This window comes from Acinetobacter sp. AOR01_HL, from assembly GCF_027855455.1.
GTDB classification, from domain to species: Bacteria; Pseudomonadota; Gammaproteobacteria; order Pseudomonadales; family Moraxellaceae; genus Acinetobacter; species Acinetobacter baumannii.
The window spans coordinates 56,421-80,743 of the sequence record NZ_JAKTIM010000035.1; the positions used below are offsets into that span (position 1 = coordinate 56,421).

19 protein-coding genes are annotated in these 24,323 nt (G+C 40.5%); 10 read left to right on the forward strand and 9 right to left on the reverse strand.

Annotated elements, in window-relative coordinates; all coding sequences use genetic code 11:
- Positions 1-16: 16 nt before the first annotated feature.
- Positions 17-466, reverse strand: a complete 450-nt coding sequence (locus tag MKL62_RS10515; RefSeq protein ID WP_001984007.1) for a PaaI family thioesterase — start codon at positions 464-466, stop codon at positions 17-19.
- A gap of 304 nt (positions 467-770) precedes the next feature.
- Here MKL62_RS10515 and MKL62_RS10520 point away from each other — a divergent pair, with 304 nt between their 5' ends.
- Together MKL62_RS10520 and MKL62_RS10525 are read left to right on the forward strand one after the other, a co-directional pair.
- Entirely contained in the window at positions 771-2,573 is a 1,803-nt protein-coding gene (locus MKL62_RS10520) for an acyl-CoA dehydrogenase C-terminal domain-containing protein (protein WP_005128916.1), read from the forward strand.
- 196 nt (positions 2,574-2,769) lie between these two features.
- A complete protein-coding gene (locus tag MKL62_RS10525) occupies positions 2,770-3,573 on the forward strand; it encodes a thioesterase family protein (protein ID WP_005128914.1) in 804 nt (267 codons plus the stop codon).
- A 61-nt stretch (positions 3,574-3,634) separates the two neighbouring features.
- Here the strand turns inward: MKL62_RS10525 and MKL62_RS10530 are convergent, their stop codons facing one another.
- Positions 3,635-7,117 carry an indolepyruvate ferredoxin oxidoreductase family protein gene (locus tag MKL62_RS10530; RefSeq protein ID WP_004738795.1) on the reverse strand — a complete coding sequence of 1,161 codons (3,483 nt, stop codon included), beginning with the start codon at positions 7,115-7,117 and terminating at the stop codon, positions 3,635-3,637.
- A 204-nt stretch (positions 7,118-7,321) separates the two neighbouring features.
- Between MKL62_RS10530 and MKL62_RS10535 the strand changes: the two genes are divergently transcribed.
- Positions 7,322-8,263, forward strand: a complete 942-nt coding sequence (locus MKL62_RS10535) for a LysR family transcriptional regulator (RefSeq protein WP_001230724.1) — start codon at positions 7,322-7,324, stop codon at positions 8,261-8,263.
- A gap of 250 nt (positions 8,264-8,513) precedes the next feature.
- On the opposite strand, the gene MKL62_RS10540 is transcribed toward MKL62_RS10535, so the two are convergent.
- The 5 genes from MKL62_RS10540 to MKL62_RS10560 are packed head-to-tail and all read right to left on the reverse strand — an operon-like array spanning position 8,514 to position 15,027.
- A complete protein-coding gene (locus tag MKL62_RS10540) occupies positions 8,514-9,416 on the reverse strand; it encodes a hydroxymethylglutaryl-CoA lyase (protein ID WP_001288905.1) in 903 nt (300 codons plus the stop codon).
- On the reverse strand, positions 9,413-11,404 hold the full coding sequence (locus MKL62_RS10545) for an acetyl/propionyl/methylcrotonyl-CoA carboxylase subunit alpha (RefSeq protein WP_005128911.1): 1,992 nt from the start codon (positions 11,402-11,404) through the stop codon (positions 9,413-9,415). Before MKL62_RS10545 ends, MKL62_RS10540 begins: the two co-directional genes overlap by 4 nt.
- A gap of 11 nt (positions 11,405-11,415) precedes the next feature.
- Positions 11,416-12,219 carry an enoyl-CoA hydratase/isomerase family protein gene (locus tag MKL62_RS10550; RefSeq protein WP_000121724.1) on the reverse strand — a complete coding sequence of 268 codons (804 nt, stop codon included), beginning with the start codon at positions 12,217-12,219 and terminating at the stop codon, positions 11,416-11,418.
- A 9-nt stretch (positions 12,220-12,228) separates the two neighbouring features.
- A complete protein-coding gene (locus MKL62_RS10555) occupies positions 12,229-13,830 on the reverse strand; it encodes a carboxyl transferase domain-containing protein (protein WP_001072763.1) in 1,602 nt (533 codons plus the stop codon).
- Positions 13,831-13,854: 24 nt separating this feature from the next.
- Positions 13,855-15,027, reverse strand: a complete 1,173-nt coding sequence (locus MKL62_RS10560) for an isovaleryl-CoA dehydrogenase (protein ID WP_001053639.1) — start codon at positions 15,025-15,027, stop codon at positions 13,855-13,857.
- A gap of 144 nt (positions 15,028-15,171) precedes the next feature.
- Here MKL62_RS10560 and MKL62_RS10565 point away from each other — a divergent pair, with 144 nt between their 5' ends.
- The 4 genes from MKL62_RS10565 to MKL62_RS10580 all read left to right on the forward strand — a co-directional run bounded on the left by MKL62_RS10565 (position 15,172) and on the right by MKL62_RS10580 (position 19,865).
- Positions 15,172-15,789: a TetR/AcrR family transcriptional regulator gene (locus MKL62_RS10565; RefSeq protein WP_000120692.1), complete on the forward strand. Its 618-nt coding sequence runs from the start codon at positions 15,172-15,174 to the stop codon at positions 15,787-15,789.
- Between the two features lie 110 nt (positions 15,790-15,899).
- Complete coding sequence (locus MKL62_RS10570) at positions 15,900-17,594, forward strand: AMP-binding protein (RefSeq protein WP_005128910.1); 1,695 nt, start codon at positions 15,900-15,902, stop codon at positions 17,592-17,594.
- A gap of 71 nt (positions 17,595-17,665) precedes the next feature.
- Entirely contained in the window at positions 17,666-18,337 is a 672-nt protein-coding gene (locus tag MKL62_RS10575; RefSeq protein WP_005128909.1) for a class I SAM-dependent methyltransferase, read from the forward strand.
- A gap of 244 nt (positions 18,338-18,581) precedes the next feature.
- Positions 18,582-19,865: a DcaP family trimeric outer membrane transporter gene (locus MKL62_RS10580; protein ID WP_109850625.1), complete on the forward strand. Its 1,284-nt coding sequence runs from the start codon at positions 18,582-18,584 to the stop codon at positions 19,863-19,865.
- 45 nt (positions 19,866-19,910) lie between these two features.
- Here the strand turns inward: MKL62_RS10580 and MKL62_RS10585 are convergent, their stop codons facing one another.
- Positions 19,911-21,149, reverse strand: coding sequence for an SGNH/GDSL hydrolase family protein (locus tag MKL62_RS10585; protein ID WP_030423647.1), 1,239 nt, complete (start codon positions 21,147-21,149; stop codon positions 19,911-19,913).
- A gap of 111 nt (positions 21,150-21,260) precedes the next feature.
- On the opposite strand from MKL62_RS10585, the gene MKL62_RS10590 reads away from it, so the two are divergent.
- Positions 21,261-22,166, forward strand: a complete 906-nt coding sequence (locus MKL62_RS10590; RefSeq protein ID WP_030423648.1) for a LysR family transcriptional regulator — start codon at positions 21,261-21,263, stop codon at positions 22,164-22,166.
- Between the two features lies 1 nt (position 22,167).
- Here the strand turns inward: MKL62_RS10590 and MKL62_RS10595 are convergent, their stop codons facing one another.
- Positions 22,168-22,458, reverse strand: a complete 291-nt coding sequence (locus MKL62_RS10595; RefSeq protein ID WP_001984002.1) for a hypothetical protein — start codon at positions 22,456-22,458, stop codon at positions 22,168-22,170.
- A 449-nt stretch (positions 22,459-22,907) separates the two neighbouring features.
- Here MKL62_RS10595 and MKL62_RS10600 point away from each other — a divergent pair, with 449 nt between their 5' ends.
- Positions 22,908-23,417 (forward strand): helix-turn-helix domain-containing protein, encoded by a 510-nt coding sequence (locus tag MKL62_RS10600; protein WP_001122273.1) that lies wholly within the window; start codon positions 22,908-22,910, stop codon positions 23,415-23,417.
- A 32-nt stretch (positions 23,418-23,449) separates the two neighbouring features.
- Complete coding sequence (locus MKL62_RS10605; RefSeq protein WP_223673390.1) at positions 23,450-24,292, forward strand: IS3 family transposase; 843 nt, start codon at positions 23,450-23,452, stop codon at positions 24,290-24,292.
- The last annotated feature ends 31 nt before the right edge of the window (positions 24,293-24,323 follow it).

Sequence of the window (24,323 nt, forward strand, 5' to 3'; positions counted from 1 at the left end):
GAGCTTAGATATTTTATTATTTGCGAATAATCATTAAGGTTGCCGAAGCAAAAGCATACACTTTGCCGTTCTCATCTACGATTTTACCTTGGGTACTAATAATATTGCGGCCCGCATTGATCAACTCGGCCGTCGCATAGTAAGACGTATCAACCTGCATGGGGCGGATCATTTTTACATTTAAATCAATGGTTCCATAGCCAACACCATGTTCAAGTAGGGTATGGGCCGCACTGCCTGTCGCCGTATCTAAAGCTGTGGCACAAAAGCCGCCGTGTACACCGCCTTGTATATTTCTATGTTCTTTGCGAGGAGTAACTTTATAAGTTGCTTTACCTTCGGAAACTTCAACGAGTTCCATCGGTATGGTGTGAGCCATAGGTGATGGAGAAACTTCACCATTTTTTAAAGCGGTTAAAAACTCAAGACCTGTGTATTTCGGGCTTTCCATAAATCGTCCTTGCATGATTAAGCAGTCTAATCACCATACTATAAATTGATTTTTTACGGAATAAAATTTTGCAATACAAAATATGAATTTATTCTGGTTAAACGAGACTAATTAATTTTTATCTTATATTTGTATTTAAAAACATATATTTATATTTTATCTCTATAGCTAAGTTAGGATAATTTTATTAAATTAGTGAAAATATATTTTGCTATAAGAAATTTTTTGATATTTTGGTGAGATTGAAACAATAAAAGTCCATTTCAAGGAAAAACGATATCTGCCCATGACACAGGCAGTGAAGTGAAAGGAAAAAACTATGCCTTTATACAAAGCTCCATTACGTGATATGCAATTTGTACTGCATGAAATGCTTCAAACAGAACAAAACTATCAAGGTTTAAGCAAATATCAGGAAAGCGTAAATCGAGAATTAATTGATCAATACTTAGAGGCAGCAGCAGATTTTTGTGAAAATGAATTGGCGCCGATTAACCAAAATGGCGATCAGGAAGGCTGTCATTTAAATCAAGGCGTAGTCATAACGCCGAAAGGTTTTAAAGAAGCCTACCAAAAATATGCCGAGCTTGGGTTTACTTCATTAACCGCCGATCCGGAATATGGTGGGCAGGGCTTGCCGACATTGCTGCGGATTGCGATTTCTGAAATGTTATGTGGTTCTAATTGGGCTTGGGCAATGTATCCGGGATTGTCACATGGCGCAATGAGAACGATTGAGCATCATGGGACCGAGCAACAAAAACAAAAGTTTTTGACTAAACTCATTAGTGGGGCTTGGACCGGAACCATGTGTTTAACCGAATCCCATGCAGGCTCAGACCTTGGGTTAATTAGAACGAAAGCAGAACCAAATCCGGACGGTAGCTACTCCATTACAGGTGAAAAGATTTTTATCTCGGCGGGTGAGCATGATCTTTCTGAAAATATTATTCATATTGTTTTAGCCCGTTTGCCTCAGGCACCTATAGGGACTAAAGGCATTTCTTTATTTATTGTGCCTAAATTTAATGTGAGTGACGACGGTCAGGTGCTGGACCGTAATAAAGTCGTCTGTAGCGCGATTGAACATAAAATGGGGATTCATGGCAATGCCACCTGTGTACTTAATTTTGATGGCGCCAAAGGTTATTTGATTGGTCCGGAAAATCGCGGGCTTAATTGTATGTTTACCTTCATGAATACCGCACGTATTGGAACAGCTGTACAAGGGCTTGCTGCTTCTGAAATTTCATTTCAAGGTGCATTAAGTTATGCCAAAGAGCGCCTTGCTATGCGTTCGTTATCCGGTCCTAAATATCCTGACAAAAATGCCGATCCAATTATTGTGCATCCCGCTGTACGTTCAATGTTAATGACACAAAAAGCTTTTTCCGAAGGTGGTCGTGCGCTGGCTTATTTTCTGGCTCAGCATGTCGATATTGTCGAAAGCTCAAACGATCAGGAACAGCAAAAACACTCCGACGAATTACTGGCTTTTTTAACGCCAATTGCTAAGGCCTTTTTAACAGAGTCGGGTAATGAGTCTGCAAAGCATGGCGTTCAAGTATTTGGCGGCCACGGCTTTATTGTTGAGCATGGTATGGAGCAAATTGTACGTGATGCACGTATCTCAACCTTGTATGAAGGAACAACAGAGATTCAGTCTCTAGATCTGCTGGCACGTAAAGTCCTCAAGTCGGAAGGCAAACTTTTAAAGAACATGACTGATTTAATTGATCAGTTTATTAGCCAGCACCAATCCAATGAAGTGCTGAAACCTTATCTAGAAAAATTAGCTGAGCTTAAGCAGCAATGGCTGTCACTGACCAAATTGATTGCAGAGAAAGCCAAGCACAACCCTGAAGAAATAGGAGCCGCTTCAGTAGATTATCTTTATTTTTCCAGTTACGTTGTGTTCGCGTATTTGTGGGCTCGAATGGCACAAGTTGCCCATGAAAAATTAGAATCGGGTACACAAGAGGAAGATTTTTATAAAGCAAAATTAACGACAGCTAAGTTTTTCTATCAAAAGCTTTTGCATCGTACACAGAGCCATGCCGCTTCTATTGAGTCAGGAGCTGAATCTGTGATGGAGCTCGATCAAGATGCTTTTGCATTTTAGTGAATGATAAGTTCTAGAATCACTGGGTGAAATTGACATGCGAAATTTTACCTAGTGATTAAATTTGTAATTTTAGACTCATCAGTTTTTGGTAGGAAAAACCAGTTGAGCCAATGAAATAGAGGGTTAACATAAGCATTAAAACGTGAATTTTCATCAAATATTGAAGTTGTATAAGGACTAAGGAAAGAAAATCATGAATGCTTATTATCAATTACTGAATAGAACAATTGGTCCTCAAGGTGAAGTGATTGCTCATTATTGCTCAACTGTTCATGCGCAAGGTGCTTGGAACCCTCATGAACAGCATATGGCGCCTGCAAGTGGCGTAATCGCAGCTGAGTTAGAGCAATTTTCACCGCGACAAGATATGCGAATTGGCCGAATTAGTTTTGATATTTTTGGATTAATTGCATTTGGTGAATTTACGATTAAGACTCATGTGATTCGTGCCGGTAAAACGATTGAATTGATTGAAGCAGAACTACAAGCGCAAGGTAAAACTTGTATTGTGGCTAGAGCATGGCGCATGTGCACTCAAGACAGTTCCGAGATTGCGGGGCTTGAAGATCAACCAATTCATCATCCCGATACCTTTACTGAATGGTCGGGCATGAAAAGATGGCCGGGTGGTTTTATCCAGACATTAGTCACTAAAACAGATGATCAGCATCGCGCGGGCAAAGGCATTGTTTGGCTAAACAATGATAAAGAAATGGTTGAAGGGCAGCCGACCACAGATTTTGCGCATTTAATTGGCATGGTAGATGCGGCAAACGGCATTGTTCCAAGACAAGAAGGAGAATTTACTTGGGGCTTTCCAAATCTTGATTTACAAATCCACATGCATCGTTATCCGCAAGGGAAATGGCTAGGTTTGGAAACCGTTCAGCAATATGGTTCGGATGGTATTGGTTTAACCAGTGCAGTTTTACATGATGTATATGGCCCATTTGGACGAAGCGAGCAGATTTTGACTTTACGTAAAATGACTAAATAAATTTTTGAGCCAATAAAAAAGTCATCCCTAAGGATGACTTTTTTATTTTGAGATTTAATTTTTAGTTACGGACTTTTAGCAGTGTTGGGGTAAGTTCATCCCAACGTTGTTTTGCAGCGTCCATTGCTTTCATTTTGATATGCCCATAACCACGAACTTCTGCCGGTAATTTTGCAATTTGTTCAGCAACTGCCAAGTTATGATTGTCTGGTGCTTCAACAAGTGCTTCAACAAATGCGATATAACGGTCACGCCAAGCTTGTTCGTGTTGACGTTCTTCTTGACGTGCAAATGGGTCAAGGAAAGTTTCACGAAGCCATTGTAAGCGAGCAAGCATCATCATTGGAAAACGCATCCAGTAACCAAACGCACGTTTACGGATATTTTTCAGACCACCAAGTAACGCTGGCGGAGCAAGATGATACGTTAAACGTAAGCCTTTACCGAATTGGGTTTCGATCGATTCTTTGAAGCTTTTACCTGTTAGTAGACGTGCAACTTCATATTCATCTTTATAAGCCATAACTCTATAAAGCTGAGTTGCAATCGTACCTGTTAACTCTTCTGGTAACTTTTTAGCTGCCAATTCTACAAGTGTGCGGTATTTAGCTGCATAAGCTTCATTCCAGTAGTCTGTTAGACGAGCAGAACGGTCTTCAACAAGTTCAGCCAAAGTTTGCGGAGTTTTAGTTTTTGGCATTGCTGCAAGTAAACGAGCAGCTAAAGTCGGGTCACTTGCAAGATGACAACCCACGCGGAAAGCTTCGATGTTCTTTTCAACAGCCGTACCATTTAGGCGAATTGCTTTTTCAATGCTTTCACGTAATAGCGGAATGCGACCAGATTGCCATGCCATACCGAGTAATAACTGGTTGGTATAGATTGAATCACCCAAGAGTAGTGTGGCAATGCGAGCCGCTGGTAGAGAAACCAGTTGACCTTGACGAACACGACCACGAAGACGATCAATTAAATCGGTAATAGGCGCATACCAGTCACGAGATTTAATAAACTCAGAAGTAGGAGTGCTGTCTTCATTCACAATGACTAGAGCATCTTCTTTTAAGCGCGAAAGGGCTGCACCACTACCAGCAACTACCGCATCTGCACCAATGAGTAATTCACATTGACCTGCTGGAATTTTGGTTGAAGAAATTTGCTCATCACTTGCTGCAAGTTGTACGTATGAATATACCGTACCACCTTTTTGCGCAAGACCTGCCATATCCATAACACGTGTTGCTTTGCCTTCTAGGTGAGCTGCCATACCAAGAAGTGCACCGATAGTCACAACACCCGTACCACCAATACCACCGACCATAATGCGACTTGGAACATCATATAACTGAGGAATAATTGGGGACGTTGGCCATCCTGCGCTAATACCTTCAAATTTAGCAGGACGTTTCATATCACGTGTATGAACAGTCACAAAGCTTGGGCAGAACCCTTCAGCACAAGTGAAGTCCTTATTACAACTACTTTGGTTAATTTGACGTTTAGTGCCTAAAGCTGTTTCTACTGGCTCAATAGATAAACAGTTTGATTTTTTAGAACAGTCGCCACAGCCTTCGCAAATATCGGTATTAATGAATAAACGTTCAGCTGGGTCAGGGTAAGCATCGCGTTTACGGCGACGGCGTTTTTCACTGGCACAGGTTTGTACATAAATTAAAGCAGTTACACCTGAAATTTCACGTAGCTCACGTTGAACTGCGTCAAGTTCATTACGGTGGCGAATTTCTACACCTGGTGCAATACCGTCTTCTTCATTTAACAGTTTGATTTCATCAGTCACAATGACTTGTTTTTTAATACCTTCGGCATCGAGCTGACGAGTTAATTGTGCAACGCTCAAATGACCATCTACATGCTGACCGCCTGTCATAGCGACTGCGTCGTTGTAGAGAATTTTATAGGTGATATTAGTTTTTGCAGCGATAGATTGACGAATTGCCAAGTAACCTGAGTGGAAGTAAGTCCCATCACCAAGGTTAGCAAAAATGTGTTTTTCATTGGTAAAAGGCGATGCACCGACCCAGCTTACACCTTCACCACCCATTTGAGAGAATGTTTCCGTACCACGGTCAAGCGAAACAGCAATATAGTGGCAACCAATCCCACCTAATGCACGGCTACCTTCAGGAACGACGGTTGATGAGTTATGTGGGCAACCACTGCAGAAATAAGGTTTACGTTCAGCAAGGTCAATAACACGTTTTGATTCTTGCTCTGCTTTTAGTAGGAGGTCGATTCTGCTTTGAATTTGTACTTTTAAGCTTTCTGGAATATCTAGTTTTAAGAAGCGAGCAGCCAACATTTTTGCAATCGGTTCAGGCTGGTACTCATAGTGACCAATGAGCGGTGCTTCTTCAATAGAGGTACTCCATTCACCTTTGCCGTCAGTTGCTTTACCAATGACACGAGGACGTTGGTCATCAGGCAGTGAGTAAAGCTCATCTTTAATTTGTGTTTCAAGAATTGGACGTTTTTCTTCAATAACGATCAACTCTTCTAAACCTTTGGCGAATTCACGAATACCTTGTGGTTCTAAAGGCCAGATTAGACCAACTTGATAAACACGTAGCCCAAGCTGTTGGGCTGTTTCATCTTCAATTCCTAAAATACGTAGGGCTTCAATGGTATCTAAATAACCTTTACCACTTGCAGCAATACCAATACGGGCATTTTCACAAGGCCATGTTACGGTATTGATTTTATTCGCACGGGCATAGGCCAAAACAGCAGGTAAGCGATATTTATAAAGACGTTCTTCTTGTTGGATGCCATGATCTGGCCAACGAATGTTAACGCCACCCTCTGGGAAATTAACATCTTCTGGTATAACAGGAGTGACACGGTCTAAGTCGACATGAACTGAAGCGGAAGTTTCTACAATTTCACTGACTAGCTTCATGGAAGTCCAAAGACCAGAAAAACGTGAAACTGCGATGGCGTGAACACCAAAGTCTAAAATTTGTTGAACGGATGTTGGGTAGAAAATTGGAATACCACAACCAATCATGACATGTTCAGACTGGTGGGGAACTGTAGAAGATTTACATGAGTGGTCATCACCGAATAAAGCAACAACACCACCACGTTCAGAGGTACCAGCTAAGTTAGCATGGCGGAGTACATCGCCTGAACGGTCAACACCCGGGCCTTTACCATACCACCATGAAGACACTCCATCATATTTGCCTTGACCTGAAAGATTTGCTTGTTGTGTACCCCAGATTGCGGTAGCAGCCAAGTCTTCGTTTACACCAGGTTGAAATACGACATTATGGGATTTAAGTAATCCTTCAACTTGCCAAAGGAAATTATCATAGTTACCAATAGGGGAGCCACGATAACCAGAAATAAAACCAGCAGTATGATAACCATTGATCGCGTCACGGCGAGTTTGGGCAAGAGGCAACCGAACAAGTGCCTGAATGCCGGTCATAAATGCTGTACCGTTATCACTTACATATTTATCTTCAAGTGACACATCCTTTGTTGCAATAATATTTGGAGTGACTTTTGTAGCTATATTCATTTATATCTCCTTAGAATTTTTAGTAGCTCGGACTACTTTCTTTTTTCAACATCCAGTTGAATATTTGGAGCAAGTGACATACGAAATAAAAAAGATCGGTTCCTCTTCTTAAAAAAGAATTAGTGCCAATGTATGTACATTTAGTCATTGTGGTTGATCTAAACTGGTGCAACAATCCGTAATTTAGGAAAAGATATTTACGTTATGCGCAAAAATCTCGATGGTGGACTTTTGCATGCAATGCATGCATTCCTGAAAGTGATTGATAGCGGGAGTTTCACAGCAGCAGCTGAGCAGATGGATCTGACCACAGCACAGGTTTCACGTCTTATCAGCGAGCTAGAAACACGCTTAGGTACAAAATTAATACAACGCTCAACGCGCCAGCAGGCACTGACTGATATTGGTGCAACTTATGCAGAGCGTTGTCGGCAAGTTATTTCAATGGTGGATGAAGCAGAGGCAGAAGTCACCGGAACGGCCTCTAAACCTAAAGGTCGTTTACGTGTATTAAGTATGGGAAGCTTTGGGCATCATTATGTTTTCCCTGTCATGGCCGAGTTTTGTAAGCATTATCCCGAATTAACCGTGGAATATACGACCTCACAATACGTTCCAGACCTGTTAGCAAAAGGGGTGGATGTCAGTCTTTATCTCACTGAATCATTAACAGACTCTCGTTTTGTTGCACGCAGAATTGGCACTATTTTTTCTGTTTTATGTGCTTCACCTGCGTACCTAGAAAAACATGGCGTTCCTAAGTCTCCAGAAGACTTAAAAAATCATGCCTGTTTACGCTTGGTAAACCCGTCTATTACGCCAGATTGGCATTTGTTAAATGCCAATGGTGAGTCTTGTCAAATCGACATTGGAGGGCAACTCATTGCAGATAACCCTGAGTTATTGTTAGATGTGGTGCAACAGGATATGGGGGTCGCGTTATTGCCGATGTTTTCGGCTTTAGACGCGGTTCAAAATGGAAGATTATGTCATATCTTGCCTGAGTGGCGTTCGCCCGATATTGGAGTTTATACCTTATTGCCTTCACGCCATTTTATTGATGCTAAAACACGCGCATGGCTGGATTGGGTAGAAGAATATATTTCTCCAAGAATTGAAATGGATGCATCTTATTTTTATAAATAATGAGATAAATTTTTTAAGGATTACAATTGAAAAAGGATGAAGAATAATACGGATTAGAATAAAAATAGGGTAGAAAATGCTTCTTTTAAAGAGGCATTTAATACAGAGATGAACGATAAATTTAAAAAAAATTGCATGAGGGATTGAATCCCAATTCCTGAACAGAATGAAATAAAGATGAGATAGGATGATCTGGTACTTGGCCTAATATTCAGCTTTATACCAGATGCTGAGCTATTTTAATTTATGACTATGCACACTTGGTTTGCCAATACGCATTTGCATAATTCGACAAGCTTTTTCGGTTTAATACATTGCTAATATTTTGGCTGGCTTGCATCAGCTTCTCTAAATTAATGCCAGTTTCAAAACCCATGTGTGACAGCAAATAAAACAAATCTTCGGTTGATACATTGCCAGAGGCGCCTTTGGCATAAGGGCAACCGCCAAGTCCTGCAAGAGACGAGTCAAAAACACGAATGCCTTGCTGTAAAGACTGATAAATATTGGCAATAGCCATGCCATAGGTGTTGTGGAAATGCCCAGCTAAAACCTTGCTGTCGAGTTCAGCAAGACAGGCTTGCCATACCTTTTGAACGCGATCTGGTGTTGCGGTGCCAATGGTTTCACCTAAAGACACTTCATAGCAGCCCATGTCATAGAGTCGTTTAACCACTTTCACCACTTGCTCAGGTGCAATTGCGCCTTCATAGGGACAATCGACAATACAAGAGACATAACCGCGTACACGGATGTTATGTGCTTTTGCTGCGTTCATGACATCGCTAAACTTTTCAAAGCTTTCGTCGATTGAACAGTTGATATTTTTACGGGTAAAACTTTCAGAAGCTGCGGTAAACACCGCAACCTCTTTGCATCCTACCGCTTGAGCAGTTTCAAAACCTTTAATATTTGGAGTAAGCAGGCTAAATTGCACATCGGTTGTTTGGGGTAACAGCTTAAATAGCTCGTCACTTTGGGCCATTTGCGGTACCCATTTTGCCGAAACGCATGAACCGACTTCAATGGATTTTAGGCCTGCACTGATTAGGTCATTAATAAAGTTTAAGCGTTGTTCGACAGTTAAAGCCTGCTTTTCATTTTGGAGGCCGTCTCTGGGACCGACCTCCACGATTTTGACAAATTCACTCATGCAACTTCCTCCTGAGCAGGCTGAAATTCCACAAGCTCATCGCCAGCTTTGACCTGATCGCCCACTTGGAAATAGGAGTCTACAATCACGCCGTCTTTAGGGGCGCGGATGGTATATTCCATTTTCATTGCTTCAAGCGTCATTAAAATATCGTCTTTCTTCACGCTATGATTTGCACTGACTAGCACTTGAGTGACCACACCCGGCATTGGGGCTTTTAAGTGACCTTCATCGGCTTGGCTATCTGCCTGATTAAAGTCTTGGCGGATATAAGCAAACTTATAGCTTTGACCATTTTGGAACAAGGTAATGCCTTGCTGACTTTGGTTAAAAGGTAGCTTTTGCTGAGTCTCACCAATTTGAACAGAGGCAGTATGTGCATCAAGCAATTGACCTGAAATTGGGTAGCTTTGCCCATTATATTCTGCGGTGAAGCCATCTTCATTTGAGGCAAATTTAATTTGAATATTTTGGTTTAAATAGTTCAGTTTAATACTGTGCTGATAGGCAATATTTAAACGCCAAAGCGGTTGAGCCTGCCAAAGCTGTTTTTGGCTTGAACTGTTGTTATTAAGTTGGCTTAAAAACTCAATAAATGCCGCTGCTACCACCAGTTCCGGTTTGATCTCTTCAGGGCTAAACAAGAAGTTTTGTTCACGTTGAATCAGGTTGGTATCAAGCTTGGCTTGTTTAAACGATTCGCTACGAACAATCTTTTCCAGAAAGGCAATATTGTTGCCTAAACCATCGACATGGAATTGGCTTAAAGCATTTTGCATTTGAATAAGTGCAGCTTCACGGTTTTTACCCCATACAATAAGTTTAGCTATCATCGGGTCGTAATAGGTCGTGATTTCATCGCCTTCAACAATACCGCTGTCTACACGCACATATTGGTTTTGAGTTGGGTAGCGCAAATAGTCGATTTTACCAATAGCAGGTAAAAAGCCTTTTTCTGGTTCTTCAGCGTAGATCCGTGCTTCAAGCGCATGTCCATGAATCTGCAATTCGTTTTGTAGTTTAGGCAAAGGTTCGCCATAAGCCACACGAAGTTGCCACTCGACCAAGTCTTCACCTGTAATCATTTCAGTAACAGGATGCTCGACTTGTAGACGGGTATTCATTTCCATGAAATACGCCGTACCGTCTTGTTCCACAATAAACTCGACCGTACCTGCACCAACATAATTTACCGCTCGTGCAGCATCAATTGCAGCTTGGCGCATTGCATCGAGCTTTTCGCTTGGCATTTGTGGAGCAGGGGCTTCTTCTAGCACTTTTTGGTGGCGGCGTTGTACTGAACAGTCGCGTTCAAACAAATGTACGTAGTTGCCATGTGTATCGCCAAACACTTGCACTTCAATATGGCGCGGTTGAATCACATAACGCTCAATCAAGACATCATCATTACCAAAGCTCGATTTGGCTTCACGTTTACAAGAGGCTAAGGCATGCAGAAAATCTTCACTGCGTTCAACTAGACTCATGCCTTTACCACCGCCGCCAGCACTGGCTTTAATTAAAACAGGATAGCCAATTCGGTCTGCCTGTTGCTTTAAAAAGTCCGCATCTTGGTTGGTTCCGTGATAGCCCGGTGTTAAAGGGACACCTGCTTTTTCCATTAAAGCTTTCGAGGTCGCTTTTAAGCCCATCGCTAAAATGGCATCCACTGGTGGCCCAATAAAGCAAATGTTGTGTTGTTGGCAAGCGAGTGCAAACTGGTCATTTTCAGAAAGGAAGCCGTAACCCGGATGAACCGCTTGGCTGCCTGTATCAATGGCAGCTTGAATAATACGATCAACCTGTAAATAACTTTGTGTTGCAGGGGACTGACCAATATAAACCGCTTCATCTGCAAGTTTGACGTGTTGGGCATTTGCATCTGCATCTGAGTAAACGGCAACCGTTCTAATACCTAATTTTTTAGCTGTACGAATTACGCGGCAGGCAATCTCGCCACGGTTCGCAATTAAAATCTTTTCAAACATGATGATCGTCCTTAATTGTTGTTATTCGAGTTAGAAACCCAAGCAGGCTGTTGTTTATTTAAAAAGGCACTTAGACCTTCTTTTGCCTCACTGCCTTGACGAACTTGAGCAATATGATGTGCTGTCTGTTGCAGCAAGTCATTGCTCATGGTCTGGTTGCTCACCATTTGAATGAGTTGTTTTGAAGCCGCTTGAGCGTGTGGGCCACCGAGTAATAGAGCATCAATAATTTCTTGAACTTTTTTATCTAAGTCTTCAGCATCTGCTACTTCGTGTGCTAAACCAATTTGTTTGGCTTCACGTGCTGAAATCCGCTCGGCAGTTAAGAAGTAACGGGAAGCTTGTCTTGCACCAATCGCACGAATCACGTAGGGACTAATGGTAGATGGAGCAAGACCTAAACGAACTTCAGAGGTTGCAAACTTGGCATCAGTGCTGGCAATGCAAATATCACATGCCGACGCTAAGCCCATACCGCCGCCAAAGGCAATGCCATGCACGCGGGCAATAGTCGGTTGTTTAAGTGTTGCAAGTGCATCAAGCATTTGCGCAAGTTTTAATGCATCTGCTTCATTTTCTGCTGAAGATGCCTGACCTGCCTGTTTCATCCAGTTGAGGTCGGCACCTGCCGAAAAGCTTTTACCGCGACCAGCTAAAACCACAACACGAATGTCATCACGAGTATTAATTTGCTTAAAGCAAGTATGCAATTCTTCAATGACTGTCGTATTAAAAGCATTGTGCAATTCAGGGCGGTTCAGCCAAACATAGGCAACCTGACCTTGTTGTTCGAGTTGTAAAAATTGATAGCTCATATACACCTCTTACATGCGGAACACGCCAAATTTGGTTGGCTGGATTGGGGCGTTCATGGCCGCAGCAAGGCTTAAACCAAGTACCTGACGAGTTTGCGCTGGGTCAATGACACCGTCGTCCCAAAGGCGGGCAGAAGCATAGTATGGATGGCCTTGGCGCTCGTATTGTTCACGAATTGGTTGTTTAAATTCGTCTTCTTCTTGCGCTGACCACTCGGCACCTTTTTGCTCAATTTGATCACGTTTTAAAGTTGAGAGTACGCTTGCTGCTTGTTCGCCGCCCATGACTGAAATACGTGAGTTCGGCCAAGTCCATAAAAAGCGTGGTGAATAAGCACGGCCGCACATACCGTAGTTGCCTGCGCCAAACGAACCACCAATAATCAGGGTAAGTTTTGGTACATTTGCGGTTGCAACTGCCATCACTAGTTTAGCGCCGTTTTTTGCAATCCCTTCATTTTCATACTGGCGACCGACCATAAAGCCGGTGATGTTTTGTATAAATAACAATGGAATATTGCGCTGTGTGCACAGTTCAATAAAGTGAGCACCTTTTTGAGCAGACTCGGAAAATAAAATTCCGTTATTGGCAATAATGCCGACTGGCATGCCGTAGAGAGAAGCGAAACCCGTTACAAGTGTTGAGCCAAAGCGGGCTTTAAACTCGTCAAAACGAGAGCCGTCTACAATACGTGCAATGACTTCACGCACATCGAAAGGTTTACGCGCATCACTTGGCACCACGCCATAGAGTTCCGATGCATCAAATAATGGTTCATCAATTTGCTTATTTAACTCATTTGGCTTTTTATTTAAGTTCGCAACAATGTTTCGTGCAATCGCAATGGCATGTTCATCATTTTCAGCTAAGTGGTCAGCTACACCTGAAAGACGTGTGTGTACATCGCCACCGCCTAAATCTTCACTGCTTACCACTTCGCCAGTTGCAGCTTTTACCAGAGGAGGTCCACCTAAGAAAATCGTACCTTGATTACGGACAATAATCGTTTCATCAGACATCGCTGGTACATACGCACCACCTGCGGTACAGCTACCCATCACCACGGCAATTTGGGCAATACCTAGGCTGGACATGCGTGCCTGATTATAGAAAATACGCCCAAAGTGATCACGGTCTGGGAAAACCTCATCTTGCATTGGTAAATAGGCACCGCCTGAATCTACTAAATAAATACAAGGCAAGTGATTTTGTTCAGCAATTTCTTGTGCGCGTAAATGCTTTTTAACCGTTAGGGGATAATACGTTCCACCCTTAACCGTTGCATCGTTGGCAACGATCATGCAAGTGATGCCGTTGACTTGACCAATACCTGCAATCACACCCGCAGCAGGAACATCATCTTCATAAACGTTGTAAGCTGCCAATTGACCAATTTCTAAAAATGCCGTGCCGACATCAATCAGTTGATCAATACGTTCACGGGGTAAAAGTTTACCTCGAGCCAAATGTTTTTGACGGGCATTTTCACCACCGCCTAAAGCAATACGCTGGGCAACTTGTTTGAGATCTGTGACCAATGTTTGCATGGCTTGCTGGTTTGTTTTGAAGTCTTCGCTTCGAACATTAATCTTGCTTTGTAATTGGTTCATAAGATGCGTCCTTATTTATAATGATTATTTGGTTTCATTGAAAAGTTCGCGGCCAATCAGCATGCGGCGAATTTCAGAAGTTCCCGCGCCAATTTCATAAAGTTTTGCATCGCGCCATAAACGCCCAGCAGGGAATTCATTGATATAACCGTTGCCACCTAAAGTCTGGATTGCTTCACCCGCCATCCATGTTGCTTTTTCAGCGGCATATAAAATGGCACTTGCGGCATCTTTACGTAAGCTGCGGTCATGATCCGCTTTATCGCAGGCAGCACCAACCGCATAAACGAGAGCTTTACATGCCAACCATGTTGAATACATATCGGCAAGTTTGCCTTGCATAAGCTGGAATTCACCTAAAGCCTGACCAAACTGTTCACGTTGATGTAAGTAAGGAATAACGACATCTAAGCAAGCATCCATAATGCCTAAAGGTCCGGCACTTAAAACTGCTCGTTCATAGTCCAAGCCACTCATGAGTACTTTAACCCCGTTACCCACACCACCGAGTACGTTTTCAGCAGGGACTTCTACATTGTCAAAGAATAGGGGGTAAGTGTTAGAGCCGCGCATACCGAGTTTGTCTAAGTGGTTGCCGTGACTAAAGCCTTTCATGCCTTTTTCAATCAAGAATGCGGTCATGCCTTTCGGGCCAGCTTGCGGGTCAGTTTTAGCGTAAACGACCAGTACATCTGCATCACCGCCGTTAGTAATCCACATTTTTGAACCGTTTAAAACAAAGTGATCACCTTTTTGCTCGGCGCGTAATTTCATGCTGACGACATCGGAACCGGCATTTGGCTCAGACATGGCAAGGGCACCAACATATTCACCGGAAATTAATTTTGGTAAATACTTTTGTTTCTGCTGCTCATTACCGTTACGGTTAATTTGGTTTACACATAAATTAGAATGAGCACCATAAGAAAGACCAATGGCTGCCGAAGCACGGGAAATTTCTTGCATGGCAATAATATGAGCTAAATAACCCATATTGGCACCGCCATATTCTTCAGAAACCGTCATACCTAAAAGGCCCATATCTCCGAATTTTTTCCAGAGATGTGCAGGGAATTTGTTGTCTTGATCAACTTGTTGGGCAATTGGTGCAATTTCCTTTGCACAAAATGCGGCTACCGAATCTTGAAGCGCAATTAAAGTTTCATCTAGACCGAAATTCAAGCTGCGTAGGTTCATGATATTTTCATCCTATTGGTTATATTTGTTGTCCATAAAATATTTTGTGGGTATTTGATAATTACCATACAATGATTTTTTGAAAAAGTGAATACAGATTCATAAAATGATTTACAATTCATTTTATTTGTTAGAGAATAAATTATGAGCTATAAACGATCATCTTTAATGCAAGAGCGGATGGAACAAAATCGAAAATCGATTTTGAGTTCAGCCAGAAAAATAATTTCAGAGGGAGGGTTCAAAGACGCACAAATACAAACAATTGCAGAGCAAGCGGGTGTATCTAGTGGACTGGTTTATCGCTACTTCGATAATAAAAGCCAAGTGCTAATAGAAGTTTTGTCTGATGCCATTAATACAGAACTATTGGTGATTGAATCGATTACCGAAAGTGATTTATCGGCAAAGCAGAAATTACACAAGGCGGTAGCAACCTTTGTAAAACGGGCACTCAATAGTCCTCAGCTTGCATATTCACTCATGTTTGAACCCGTCGATTCAACGGTTGAACATGAGCGTTTTCGTGTGAAGCAATTGATTAAACAAAGTATTAAAAAAATACTTGCGGATGGAAATGCAAGTGGTGAGTTTGTCTTGGATGATTTAAACACAGCAGCACTTTGTGTAGTCGGTGCTATGACTTATGTGGTAGTTGAACCTCTAGACCCAGCTCAAAATACAAAGTTTGATCATGCGCATAAAGACTATTTTTCAAAACAGATTGCTGACTTTTGTGTGGATGCTGTGCAGAAAAAATAGGGCATATAAAGGATAAAACAACACAAAATAAGTAGTTTGGAAAAGTAGTTGCAGTAACAACAATTAGATTAGGTAAGAAGAGAATTAGAAGAATCAAGGAGAATGATTCAATGCAACAAGAACGGTTAAGCTACGCCTCGGGACCAAGTACACAACCCTTATTGGGTATGACCATTGGTGAACAATTTGATCAGGCCTGTCAGCAATATGCTGAAAAGGAAGCGATTGTCAGTTTTCATCAAAACAGACGATTAACCTATAAAGCTTTACAGGATGAAGTAAACGCTTTTGCTTGTAGCCTATTAAAATTGGGATTAAAAAAAGGAGACCGATTAGCGATTTGGTCACCTAACTGTGTGGAATGGACCATTACGCAGTTTGCAGCTTTTAAAGCAGGGATTATTTTAGTCAATCTAAATAAAGCTTATAAAAGTCATGAGCTTGAATATGTGTTGAATAAGGTCTCATGCAAAGGATTGATTATTGCTTCTCAATTTAAAACGACGGATTACCAAGAATTACTCACAAAAATTGCCCCTGAGTTAACCACCTGTACAGATAAAGTGCTCAGTTCAGAGCGACTGCCACATTTAAAATTTGTTATTAAAATTGATAATCAACAGCATACAGGTATTTATCGTTTTAGTGATTTACTAACTACACCAACTTCTGAACAGCTAGAACAATTAAAACAATTAGCCAGACAGCTCCAGTTTGATGAAACTATTAATATCCAATTTACCTCAGGTACAACAGGTAACCCGAAAGGGACCATGTTAACCCATCATAATATTTTAAATAATGGTTATTTTGTCGGTGAAGGCATTCGTTTAACCCCCCAAGATAAAGTCTGTATTTCTGTGCCACTGTTCCATTGTTTTGGCATGGTGATGGGGAATCTGGCGTGTGTGACGCATGGGGCAACCATGGTCTATCCATCTGCTGTATTTAATCCTTTGGAAACTTTAAAAGCAATTCATCAAGAACGTTGTACGGCAGCTTATGGCGTACCAACCATGTTTATTGCAACCTTAGAGCATGAACAGTTTAATGATTTTGATCTGTCGAGCTTAAGAACAGGCATTATGGCAGGTAGTCCTTGTCCACGTGAAATTATGCAACGTGTTATAGACCGAATGCATATGTCTGAAATCACCATTTGTTATGGCATGACCGAAACCTCGCCAGTGAGTGTACAAAGCTCGGTAAACGATTCGATTGATAAGCGAGTAAGCACAGTTGGGCATGTCCATCCACATGTTGAAATTAAAATTGTCGATTTAGAAGGGCAAATTGTTCCGCAAGGGACTTTGGGTGAGCTATGCGTCCGTGGTTATTCAGTGATGGCTGGTTATTGGGGTGAAGAGGAAAAGACCCGTGAAGTGATTGATGCGGCTGGCTGGATGCATACGGGTGACATTGCCGAGATGGATCAAGACGGTTTTATTAAAATTAAAGGCCGTATTAAAGATGTCGTGATCCGTGGTGGGGAAAACCTCTTTCCAAAAGAGATTGAAGACTTTTTATATACTCATCCAGACGTAAGCGATGTACAGGTGATTGGCTTGCCAGATGCGAAATATGGTGAAGAACTTTGTGCATGCATTATTCTGCATGAGCATCACCAAGTCGATGAAGACAGCATCCGCCAATTTTGCAAAGAACACATTTCACACAACAAAGTGCCGCGTTATGTCCGATTCTTTAATGAGTTTCCAATGACTGCTTCTGGCAAAGCCCAAAAGTTTAAATTGCAGGAAATTATGCGAGCTGAACTTAATTTAACGGGAAATGTCTTTGACTAAATAAGTCAAAAGCTCGGTCAAAGTGCAGCAAATGATAAATCGAAATACGGTTTAAATAGAGGACATGCAAAATGGCAAAAGACTTTAATAGCCCTAAAGTAGTCGAAGGATATGATGCGCATATTCGTAAATTAATTCCAGGCTATGAAGTGATCCACCAACAGGTGGATGCCATTTTGCAGTCGGTGTTGCCACCAGATGCTCATGTCTTAATTGTGGGTTGTGGTACGGGTTATGAACTCGAATATTTACTTAAAAGGCATCCAAACTGGAAATTTACAGCAGTCGATCCATCTTTAACCATGCTGCAAAAAGCTCAGGAACAGGTTGAGATTTTAGGTAAATCTACCCAAGTCACTTTTGTACATGGTGATACTTCAGCACTGCCTTTGGAACCATGTTTCGATGCTGCACTTTCTATTCTTGTGGCTCATTTTATTGCAGATGACATAAAACCAGCCTTCTTTAAGGATATTTATAAGCGCTTAAAAGAAAAGGCGCTTTTACTTACCTATGACCTCATGACTTGTGTAAATCCACAACAGCTTCAAGCATTACATTATTTGTGTTTGGCTCAAGGGTTAACAGAAGAACAATGTCAAAAAATGTTGGAGCGTATGGCGGAGGACTTTTTTAGTTTAACGACTGAAGGATATATAAAACTTTTGGAAAAGACAGGCTTTGAAAGCGTACAGCCATATACGCAAATTTTGACTTATCAGGGGTTTATGGCAAAAAAATAATACTATTGGGGAATATAAATAAGGGTTTAAAACCGAATATTCTCAATGTGGAAGAGAATATAAAAAATGGAAAATTAAAAATTTGCTTTTGCTGCACTAGGGAGGGTGGATCTAAAAAATATGAGGGAACGTCTTTCTTGTGAAAGAAAGGCAAATTTTCAAGGATCTATTTTTAGATAGGTACATAACAAAAAGGATGTCGAGACTTTTAAGACTACTTAAAGGTCTAAAGGAAAATTTCATGATGAAAATTTTAAATACAACGGTTCAAAAAAGCTTGTTGGCAGTTTCTGTGACTCTGCTTATGTCTTCTGCTTTTGCAGACCAGGTAAACCCTGAAATAGAGCAACTTCGCCAAGAAATAAAAGAACTACGAGCTATGCTACAAATTAATATGGAGGCTCAAAAATCTTTAGCTCAAAAAAGAGTAGAACAAGCTGCTCCTGTAGTTACTCAAGCTCCACAACCTATACAGCAAACATTAACTAAATCTGGTGCAGAATTTAACTTATACGGTTATATACGAGCAGATGCTTCTTATCAAATTAAGGGTGCATCTACGATGTATAACAATATTAGTGGCGTTCCTCTTGAAAATACGCCAGAAGAATCTGCACAGAAAGACCAGTTGCACAGTACTGTGTATGTGACCCGCTTCGGATTGAATTTTAAAACACCTACAGCCGTTGGTGATGTAGGCGGAAAGTTAGAAATGGACTTTTTTGGGGCGGCTACACGTGATCAGTTTCGCATACGTCATGCCTATTTAACTTTTAATAAATGGCTTATTGGTCAAACATGGTCGACATTTATTGCCCCTGAATATTATCCGGAAACGATTGATGCAGGTACATTTGTAGGTAGTGCATTATTAAGATCACCGCTTGTTCGCTATAGCGATAACTTAACGGCAAATACAAGTTTTGCAGTATCAGTTGAAGACCCGAAATATACTGCTGCAACAGATCCAGATAATAAAATGCGTTTACCTGCTTTAGTCGGACGTTTAAATCATAAATTTGCCAATGGTTCGATGCTTTCAGGCCGTAGTTTTGTTGCAGAAAAAAGAACTAACAATGATAGTGAGTGGGCGTGGGGTGTAGGCTTGGGCGGTAAATATCAAATTACCCCTGATACATTACTTAAAGCCGATTATTACCATGTCAAAGGTGATGGACGTTTCTTGCTATGGAGTAACAGTGGCTATGCAATAGACGATCAAAACAATATGCATAGCAATGAATTTGACACGGTTTCTTTGGGTATCACTCATCAATTTACACCGCAAATTCGCTCGACTTTAGGCTATGGCTATATGAAGGCTAAAGATGATAACCGTTTTGCCGAATTACAGCGTACTAGTACCACCCAAAACAAACAGCTTTGGCAAGGTTGGGTGAATGCACTTTATAACCCGTATAAGCCGATTACTTTGGGTATCGAATATGTTTATGGGGAACGTGAAACATTCGATAATCGCAACGGGATTGATAACCGCTTCAACATGATAGCGAGTTATGATTTTTAAATAAGCAGCCCCATCATGTGAAGATTTCACCTGATGGGGGAATCATTAATTTTTAATAATTTGATCTAAATCTACCAATTCTGCCATATGCTGATTGCCTCGATCATTAGGATGTAAATGATCTCCAGAATCATAAATTGGATTTAATCGATTGGGATGTTTTGGATCTTTTAAGCCTTCATCAAGATCAAGCACACCATCGAAGGTATGACTGGTTCTCATCCAGTGGTTAATGCGCTGACGTAATTGATCTTTTTTGGGTTGATAATAATTATCTAAAGGGGTATTAGGCAAAGCACCAGAGAACGGAAGTAAGGTTGCACCAATCACCTGAATATTATGTTTATGGGCCTCACTTACAACACGTCGATAACCTTGAGTGAGCGCCTCAAAATAGGGTATTTGCTGTTTAGGTGCAAAAGCTGTACCGGGCCATGAAATGTCATTGATACCGACCAAAACAATTAAAGTTTTAACTCCTGAATATTGAAATATCTCACTGTTTAAACGTTTTAAAACGCTATCACCCATACCATCGGTAAGTAATCGATTTCCTGAAATGCCACTATTAATCACGGCCACACGATGTACAGATAAACGTTTCGCTAAAAAATCGGTCCATCTTGTATTTGCATCTAAGGTTGCAGTCGCCCCATCGGTAATTGAGTCTCCAACAACTGCAACTACATGAGCCTTTTGTTTGGGTTTTACCTCTATTGCAGACAGTAATAACCGTGCCGTCGTTGTTTTGGCATCGGTTGGCGTAGTTAAATTTGTTGTCTGATTTCCACTAATCAGCCAACTGGTTTGTTTGGCATCCCAATGAAATGTTTTAAACGTTGTAGGCTTTTGAATAAAGCTATTCACCACCAATTGAGTATGATCGGGTACAGGCAACTGAATTGGATCACTTATGAGTTGTTTGCCAGGTAAAATTCTTGCTTTAAGTTGACCAGAAAAATAAACGGGATAGGTACTCTTAGATTTTAGAGTTACTGCATTCGCTAAACCAATCGTTGTTTGATCGATATAAAGTGGCTGTTTACCATATTGATTGGTAAAAACGAGCCGAACAGCTTCACCGCCCAAACTAATTTTGCTCATTTGTCTAATAGTCTGATTAGATACTTGCTCTGGAATGAGTGTTGGAAAAACGAAGTCTTTATTCCAGACTTTTTGAGGGCTCGCAGACCAAGTGGTAATCCATTGGCGGTTTTCTACATCAGCTTGTGCAAAGCTCGTAATTAAAACCAAAGAAAATAGGGTAGCTTGATAAAGTTTCATCTCAAGAACTCTTTAAAACGAATTAAAGGTATCTTGAAACAAATTGATGCCTTGTTATAGCGGTCTAAGCGGAATAAGATTTGTGAATATAATTCATAAATAAATTTTGCTATGTCTTATTTTGATATCAATCGTTCTGGCGAGTTGGCAATTTTTATACGGGTGGTCGAGCTTGGAAGTTTTTCAGCGGTAGCAAGAGCATGTAACATGACGCCGTCTGCCGTAAGCAAGTTAATTTCTCGTTTAGAAAAAAGATTGGGTGTCAGGTTACTCAATCGTTCAACACGTCAGTTTCAGCTTACCAGTGAAGGATGCCAGTTTTATGAGCAAGGCATTCAAATACTCAATGACTTGGACGAACTGGAACAATCGGTTACCGCAAATCATATACCGAAAGGGCGAATTAGAATCCATACCAGTTTTTCATATTGGACACACTTTTTATTGCCTTGTATTAGTTTGTTTAATCAACGTTACCCGGAAATTGAATTAGAAGCTCATTTGAGTGATGAAGTAATTAATTTGGTTGAACAAAGAATTGATGTTGCGATTCGAACAGGACCTTTGAAAAGTTCCAATTTGGTGGCCCGATCGCTTGGCAGTACTTATAAACACTATGTTTGCTCACCTGTATATATTGAAAAGTACGGTTGCCCCGAACATCCAGATGAACTACATGAACATCAGCTTTTAGATGTAAGTTATCAGCGCCAGAACAAAACCTGGTTATTTAAAAAAGCAACTCAGGAAATCAGCCTAACCCCCTCTAAAGTTTTAAAAGTAAACCATGGCGAAGCAATTTTACAGTTGGCACTGGCATGTGCCGGTATTGCTCAACTAAATGAATTCCAGATTCGAAATGCTTTACAGCAAAAACAACTCGTCAAAATTCTTGAAGAGTGGAATATTCATGCTTCTGAAGAATTTCATGCTGTCTGGATTGGCCATGATAAGTATGTTCCTAATCGCGTACGTACATTCTTGGATTTTTTGGTAGAGCATGCCTCTATAAATTAGTTTAGTGTTTGCTCGCACTCAATTGGCACTGCTGCATTGTTTGATTCATGGTTTCTACAAAGTTCATTTTTGCATCAATATTTTGCAAACTTAATTTTGGTAAACTTTCTACAAATTGAGGTGAATAATGCTGCTCTAAAGAATTATAAATACAATTACACGCTGAAAGGTCATGTCCGGCCCATACACAACGCGTATTAAATTCATTTTTACTCATTGGCCTGCACCCCATCAAATTTAAAACACCTATTGTCAGAAGGCTCACCAAAACAAAACGATAGAGAAAAAACATTCTTGTTACTCTTCATGGGTTGTTGTTATCGTTAAGTGATGTTGATAGAAGTTTTAATCTTTATGTGATTTTGAATACATAAAACTTCTGCCCCAATCTTGTATATCAAGATGGGTACACAAAAAGATTAAGTAAAAATTTTTCGAACTCTATAGTGTGTAGTTCTTTTAAACAGAGGATGAGAAAGAACTCTAAGAAATGACTGCTTGAGTGAAAGATGTTGAATGTAAGTAGGTTTAATAAAAGAATTTAAAAAATATAGAATAATAGTCATGAGTGACTCCTTGGTTAAAAGAAGTTATGCCCACTCATTGCTCATTATTATGGTGGCGAAACGAAAGAGGGTTAGCAGACTGATACCTAAGAAACCAGCACACCCAAGGGTGTCCCACTCCCGTTCTGAACTGCACCCCATAAGTTAGACTTTTTAAACTTATGAGGTGTGCCCTATGCCAATTCCGAAGCATTCAAAAGAGTTAAAATTAAAAGTCATTCAAGCTTATTTAGATGGAAGTAAAGGATATAAAATCCTTTCACAAGAATTTAATGTTGATCTCCAAACCATCCGCTTATGGATTGAAAACTATAAGGCACAAGGTGAAGATGGCCTGAATGTTAAAACTAAAAAAACCTACTACTCTTCCGAATTTAAAATCAAGGCTGTACAAATGCTTCTTGATAAGATACCGGTAAGAGAAGTTAGAAGACGGTTAAATCTGAGCGGGACGTCAATTTTAAGAAGGTGGCTCGCTCAGTATCATAAAGAAGGGATTGCCGGGTTTAATACTACGAGGATTTATACCAATATGGTTAAACAAGATAAAACCAAAATAACTAAGCCTATAAAAGAAGACAAAGATAAATCTCAACAGGAACTCATTGATGAAGTGACCGCTTTACGAGCGGAGGTTGCCTTTTTAAAAAAGCTAAAAGCCTTAAAACTGAAGCAACGTACTTAAATACACTTTGTACTGCAGACACTGTTCAGGTTATTTCAGAATTAAGGCAAATTTATCCATTAAAACTCTTACTCAGTATTGCAAAGATTGCTCGTAGTACTTATTTCTATCACATGAAAGCTGTACGCTCTAATGACAAATATACTGAGTTAAAACAGCAGATTAAGTCCATATATCACAAGCATAAGGGATGCTATGGCTATCGTAGAATTACTCTTGCCCTGAAAAGTACAGGAATAATAATCAACCATAAATGTGTATATCGCCTTATGAAAACCATGGGAATTAAATCACGTATCAGAGCATTGAAATATCGCTCATATAAAAGTGGTTGTGTCGGGACGGTGGCTGATAACATTATGCAACGGCAATTTAAAGCGAACCATCCCAACCAGAAATGGGCAACTGATGTGACGGAATTTAATGTTAACGGTGAAAAACTTTATTTATCACCAATTATAGATTTGTTTAATGGGGAAATTATTACCTTCCGAATCCAACGTAAACTCAATTATGAGTTAGTGAAAGATATGCTCATTCATGCTTTAGCTAAACTTAAGCGACATGAGAAACCAATTCTCCATTCAGATCAAGGATGGCAATATCAAATGGCTCATTACCAACAGCAATTAAAGCAACATGGTTTAATTCAAAGTATGTCTCGTAAAGGAAATTGCTTAGATAATGCTGTAATAGAAAGCTTCTTTGGAATATTAAAATCGGAATGCTTTCATGGAGAAAAATTTCAATCAATTGATGAATTAGAGAAAACGATACGAGAATACATTCATTATTATAATCATGAGAGAATCAAGGTGAAGCTACAAGGTTTATCCCCTGTACAATATAGAAACCAGTTTATAAAAACTGCTTAACTAACTGTCCAACTTTATGGGGGCAGATCAT

What these genes read in the sequence shown, in the direction of transcription:
- MKL62_RS10535 (WP_001230724.1), top strand. Translation starts at nt 7,322, where the DNA reads ATGCGCAAAAATCTCGATGGTGGACTTTTGCATGCAATGCATGCATTC.
- MKL62_RS10540 (WP_001288905.1), bottom strand. Translation starts at nt 9,416, where the DNA reads ATGAGTGAATTTGTCAAAATCGTGGAGGTCGGTCCCAGAGACGGCCTC.
- MKL62_RS10595 (WP_001984002.1), bottom strand. Translation starts at nt 22,458, where the DNA reads ATGTTTTTTCTCTATCGTTTTGTTTTGGTGAGCCTTCTGACAATAGGT.
- MKL62_RS10575 (WP_005128909.1), top strand. Translation starts at nt 17,666, where the DNA reads ATGGCAAAAGACTTTAATAGCCCTAAAGTAGTCGAAGGATATGATGCG.
- MKL62_RS10580 (WP_109850625.1), top strand. Translation starts at nt 18,582, where the DNA reads ATGAAAATTTTAAATACAACGGTTCAAAAAAGCTTGTTGGCAGTTTCT.
- MKL62_RS10565 (WP_000120692.1), top strand. Translation starts at nt 15,172, where the DNA reads ATGAGCTATAAACGATCATCTTTAATGCAAGAGCGGATGGAACAAAAT.
- MKL62_RS10590 (WP_030423648.1), top strand. Translation starts at nt 21,261, where the DNA reads ATGTCTTATTTTGATATCAATCGTTCTGGCGAGTTGGCAATTTTTATA.
- MKL62_RS10570 (WP_005128910.1), top strand. Translation starts at nt 15,900, where the DNA reads ATGCAACAAGAACGGTTAAGCTACGCCTCGGGACCAAGTACACAACCC.
- MKL62_RS10530 (WP_004738795.1), bottom strand. Translation starts at nt 7,117, where the DNA reads ATGAATATAGCTACAAAAGTCACTCCAAATATTATTGCAACAAAGGAT.
- MKL62_RS10560 (WP_001053639.1), bottom strand. Translation starts at nt 15,027, where the DNA reads ATGAACCTACGCAGCTTGAATTTCGGTCTAGATGAAACTTTAATTGCG.
- MKL62_RS10545 (WP_005128911.1), bottom strand. Translation starts at nt 11,404, where the DNA reads ATGTTTGAAAAGATTTTAATTGCGAACCGTGGCGAGATTGCCTGCCGC.
- MKL62_RS10550 (WP_000121724.1), bottom strand. Translation starts at nt 12,219, where the DNA reads ATGAGCTATCAATTTTTACAACTCGAACAACAAGGTCAGGTTGCCTAT.
- MKL62_RS10600 (WP_001122273.1), top strand. Translation starts at nt 22,908, where the DNA reads ATGCCAATTCCGAAGCATTCAAAAGAGTTAAAATTAAAAGTCATTCAA.
- MKL62_RS10585 (WP_030423647.1), bottom strand. Translation starts at nt 21,149, where the DNA reads ATGAAACTTTATCAAGCTACCCTATTTTCTTTGGTTTTAATTACGAGC.
- MKL62_RS10555 (WP_001072763.1), bottom strand. Translation starts at nt 13,830, where the DNA reads ATGAACCAATTACAAAGCAAGATTAATGTTCGAAGCGAAGACTTCAAA.
- MKL62_RS10520 (WP_005128916.1), top strand. Translation starts at nt 771, where the DNA reads ATGCCTTTATACAAAGCTCCATTACGTGATATGCAATTTGTACTGCAT.
- MKL62_RS10515 (WP_001984007.1), bottom strand. Translation starts at nt 466, where the DNA reads ATGCAAGGACGATTTATGGAAAGCCCGAAATACACAGGTCTTGAGTTT.
- MKL62_RS10525 (WP_005128914.1), top strand. Translation starts at nt 2,770, where the DNA reads ATGAATGCTTATTATCAATTACTGAATAGAACAATTGGTCCTCAAGGT.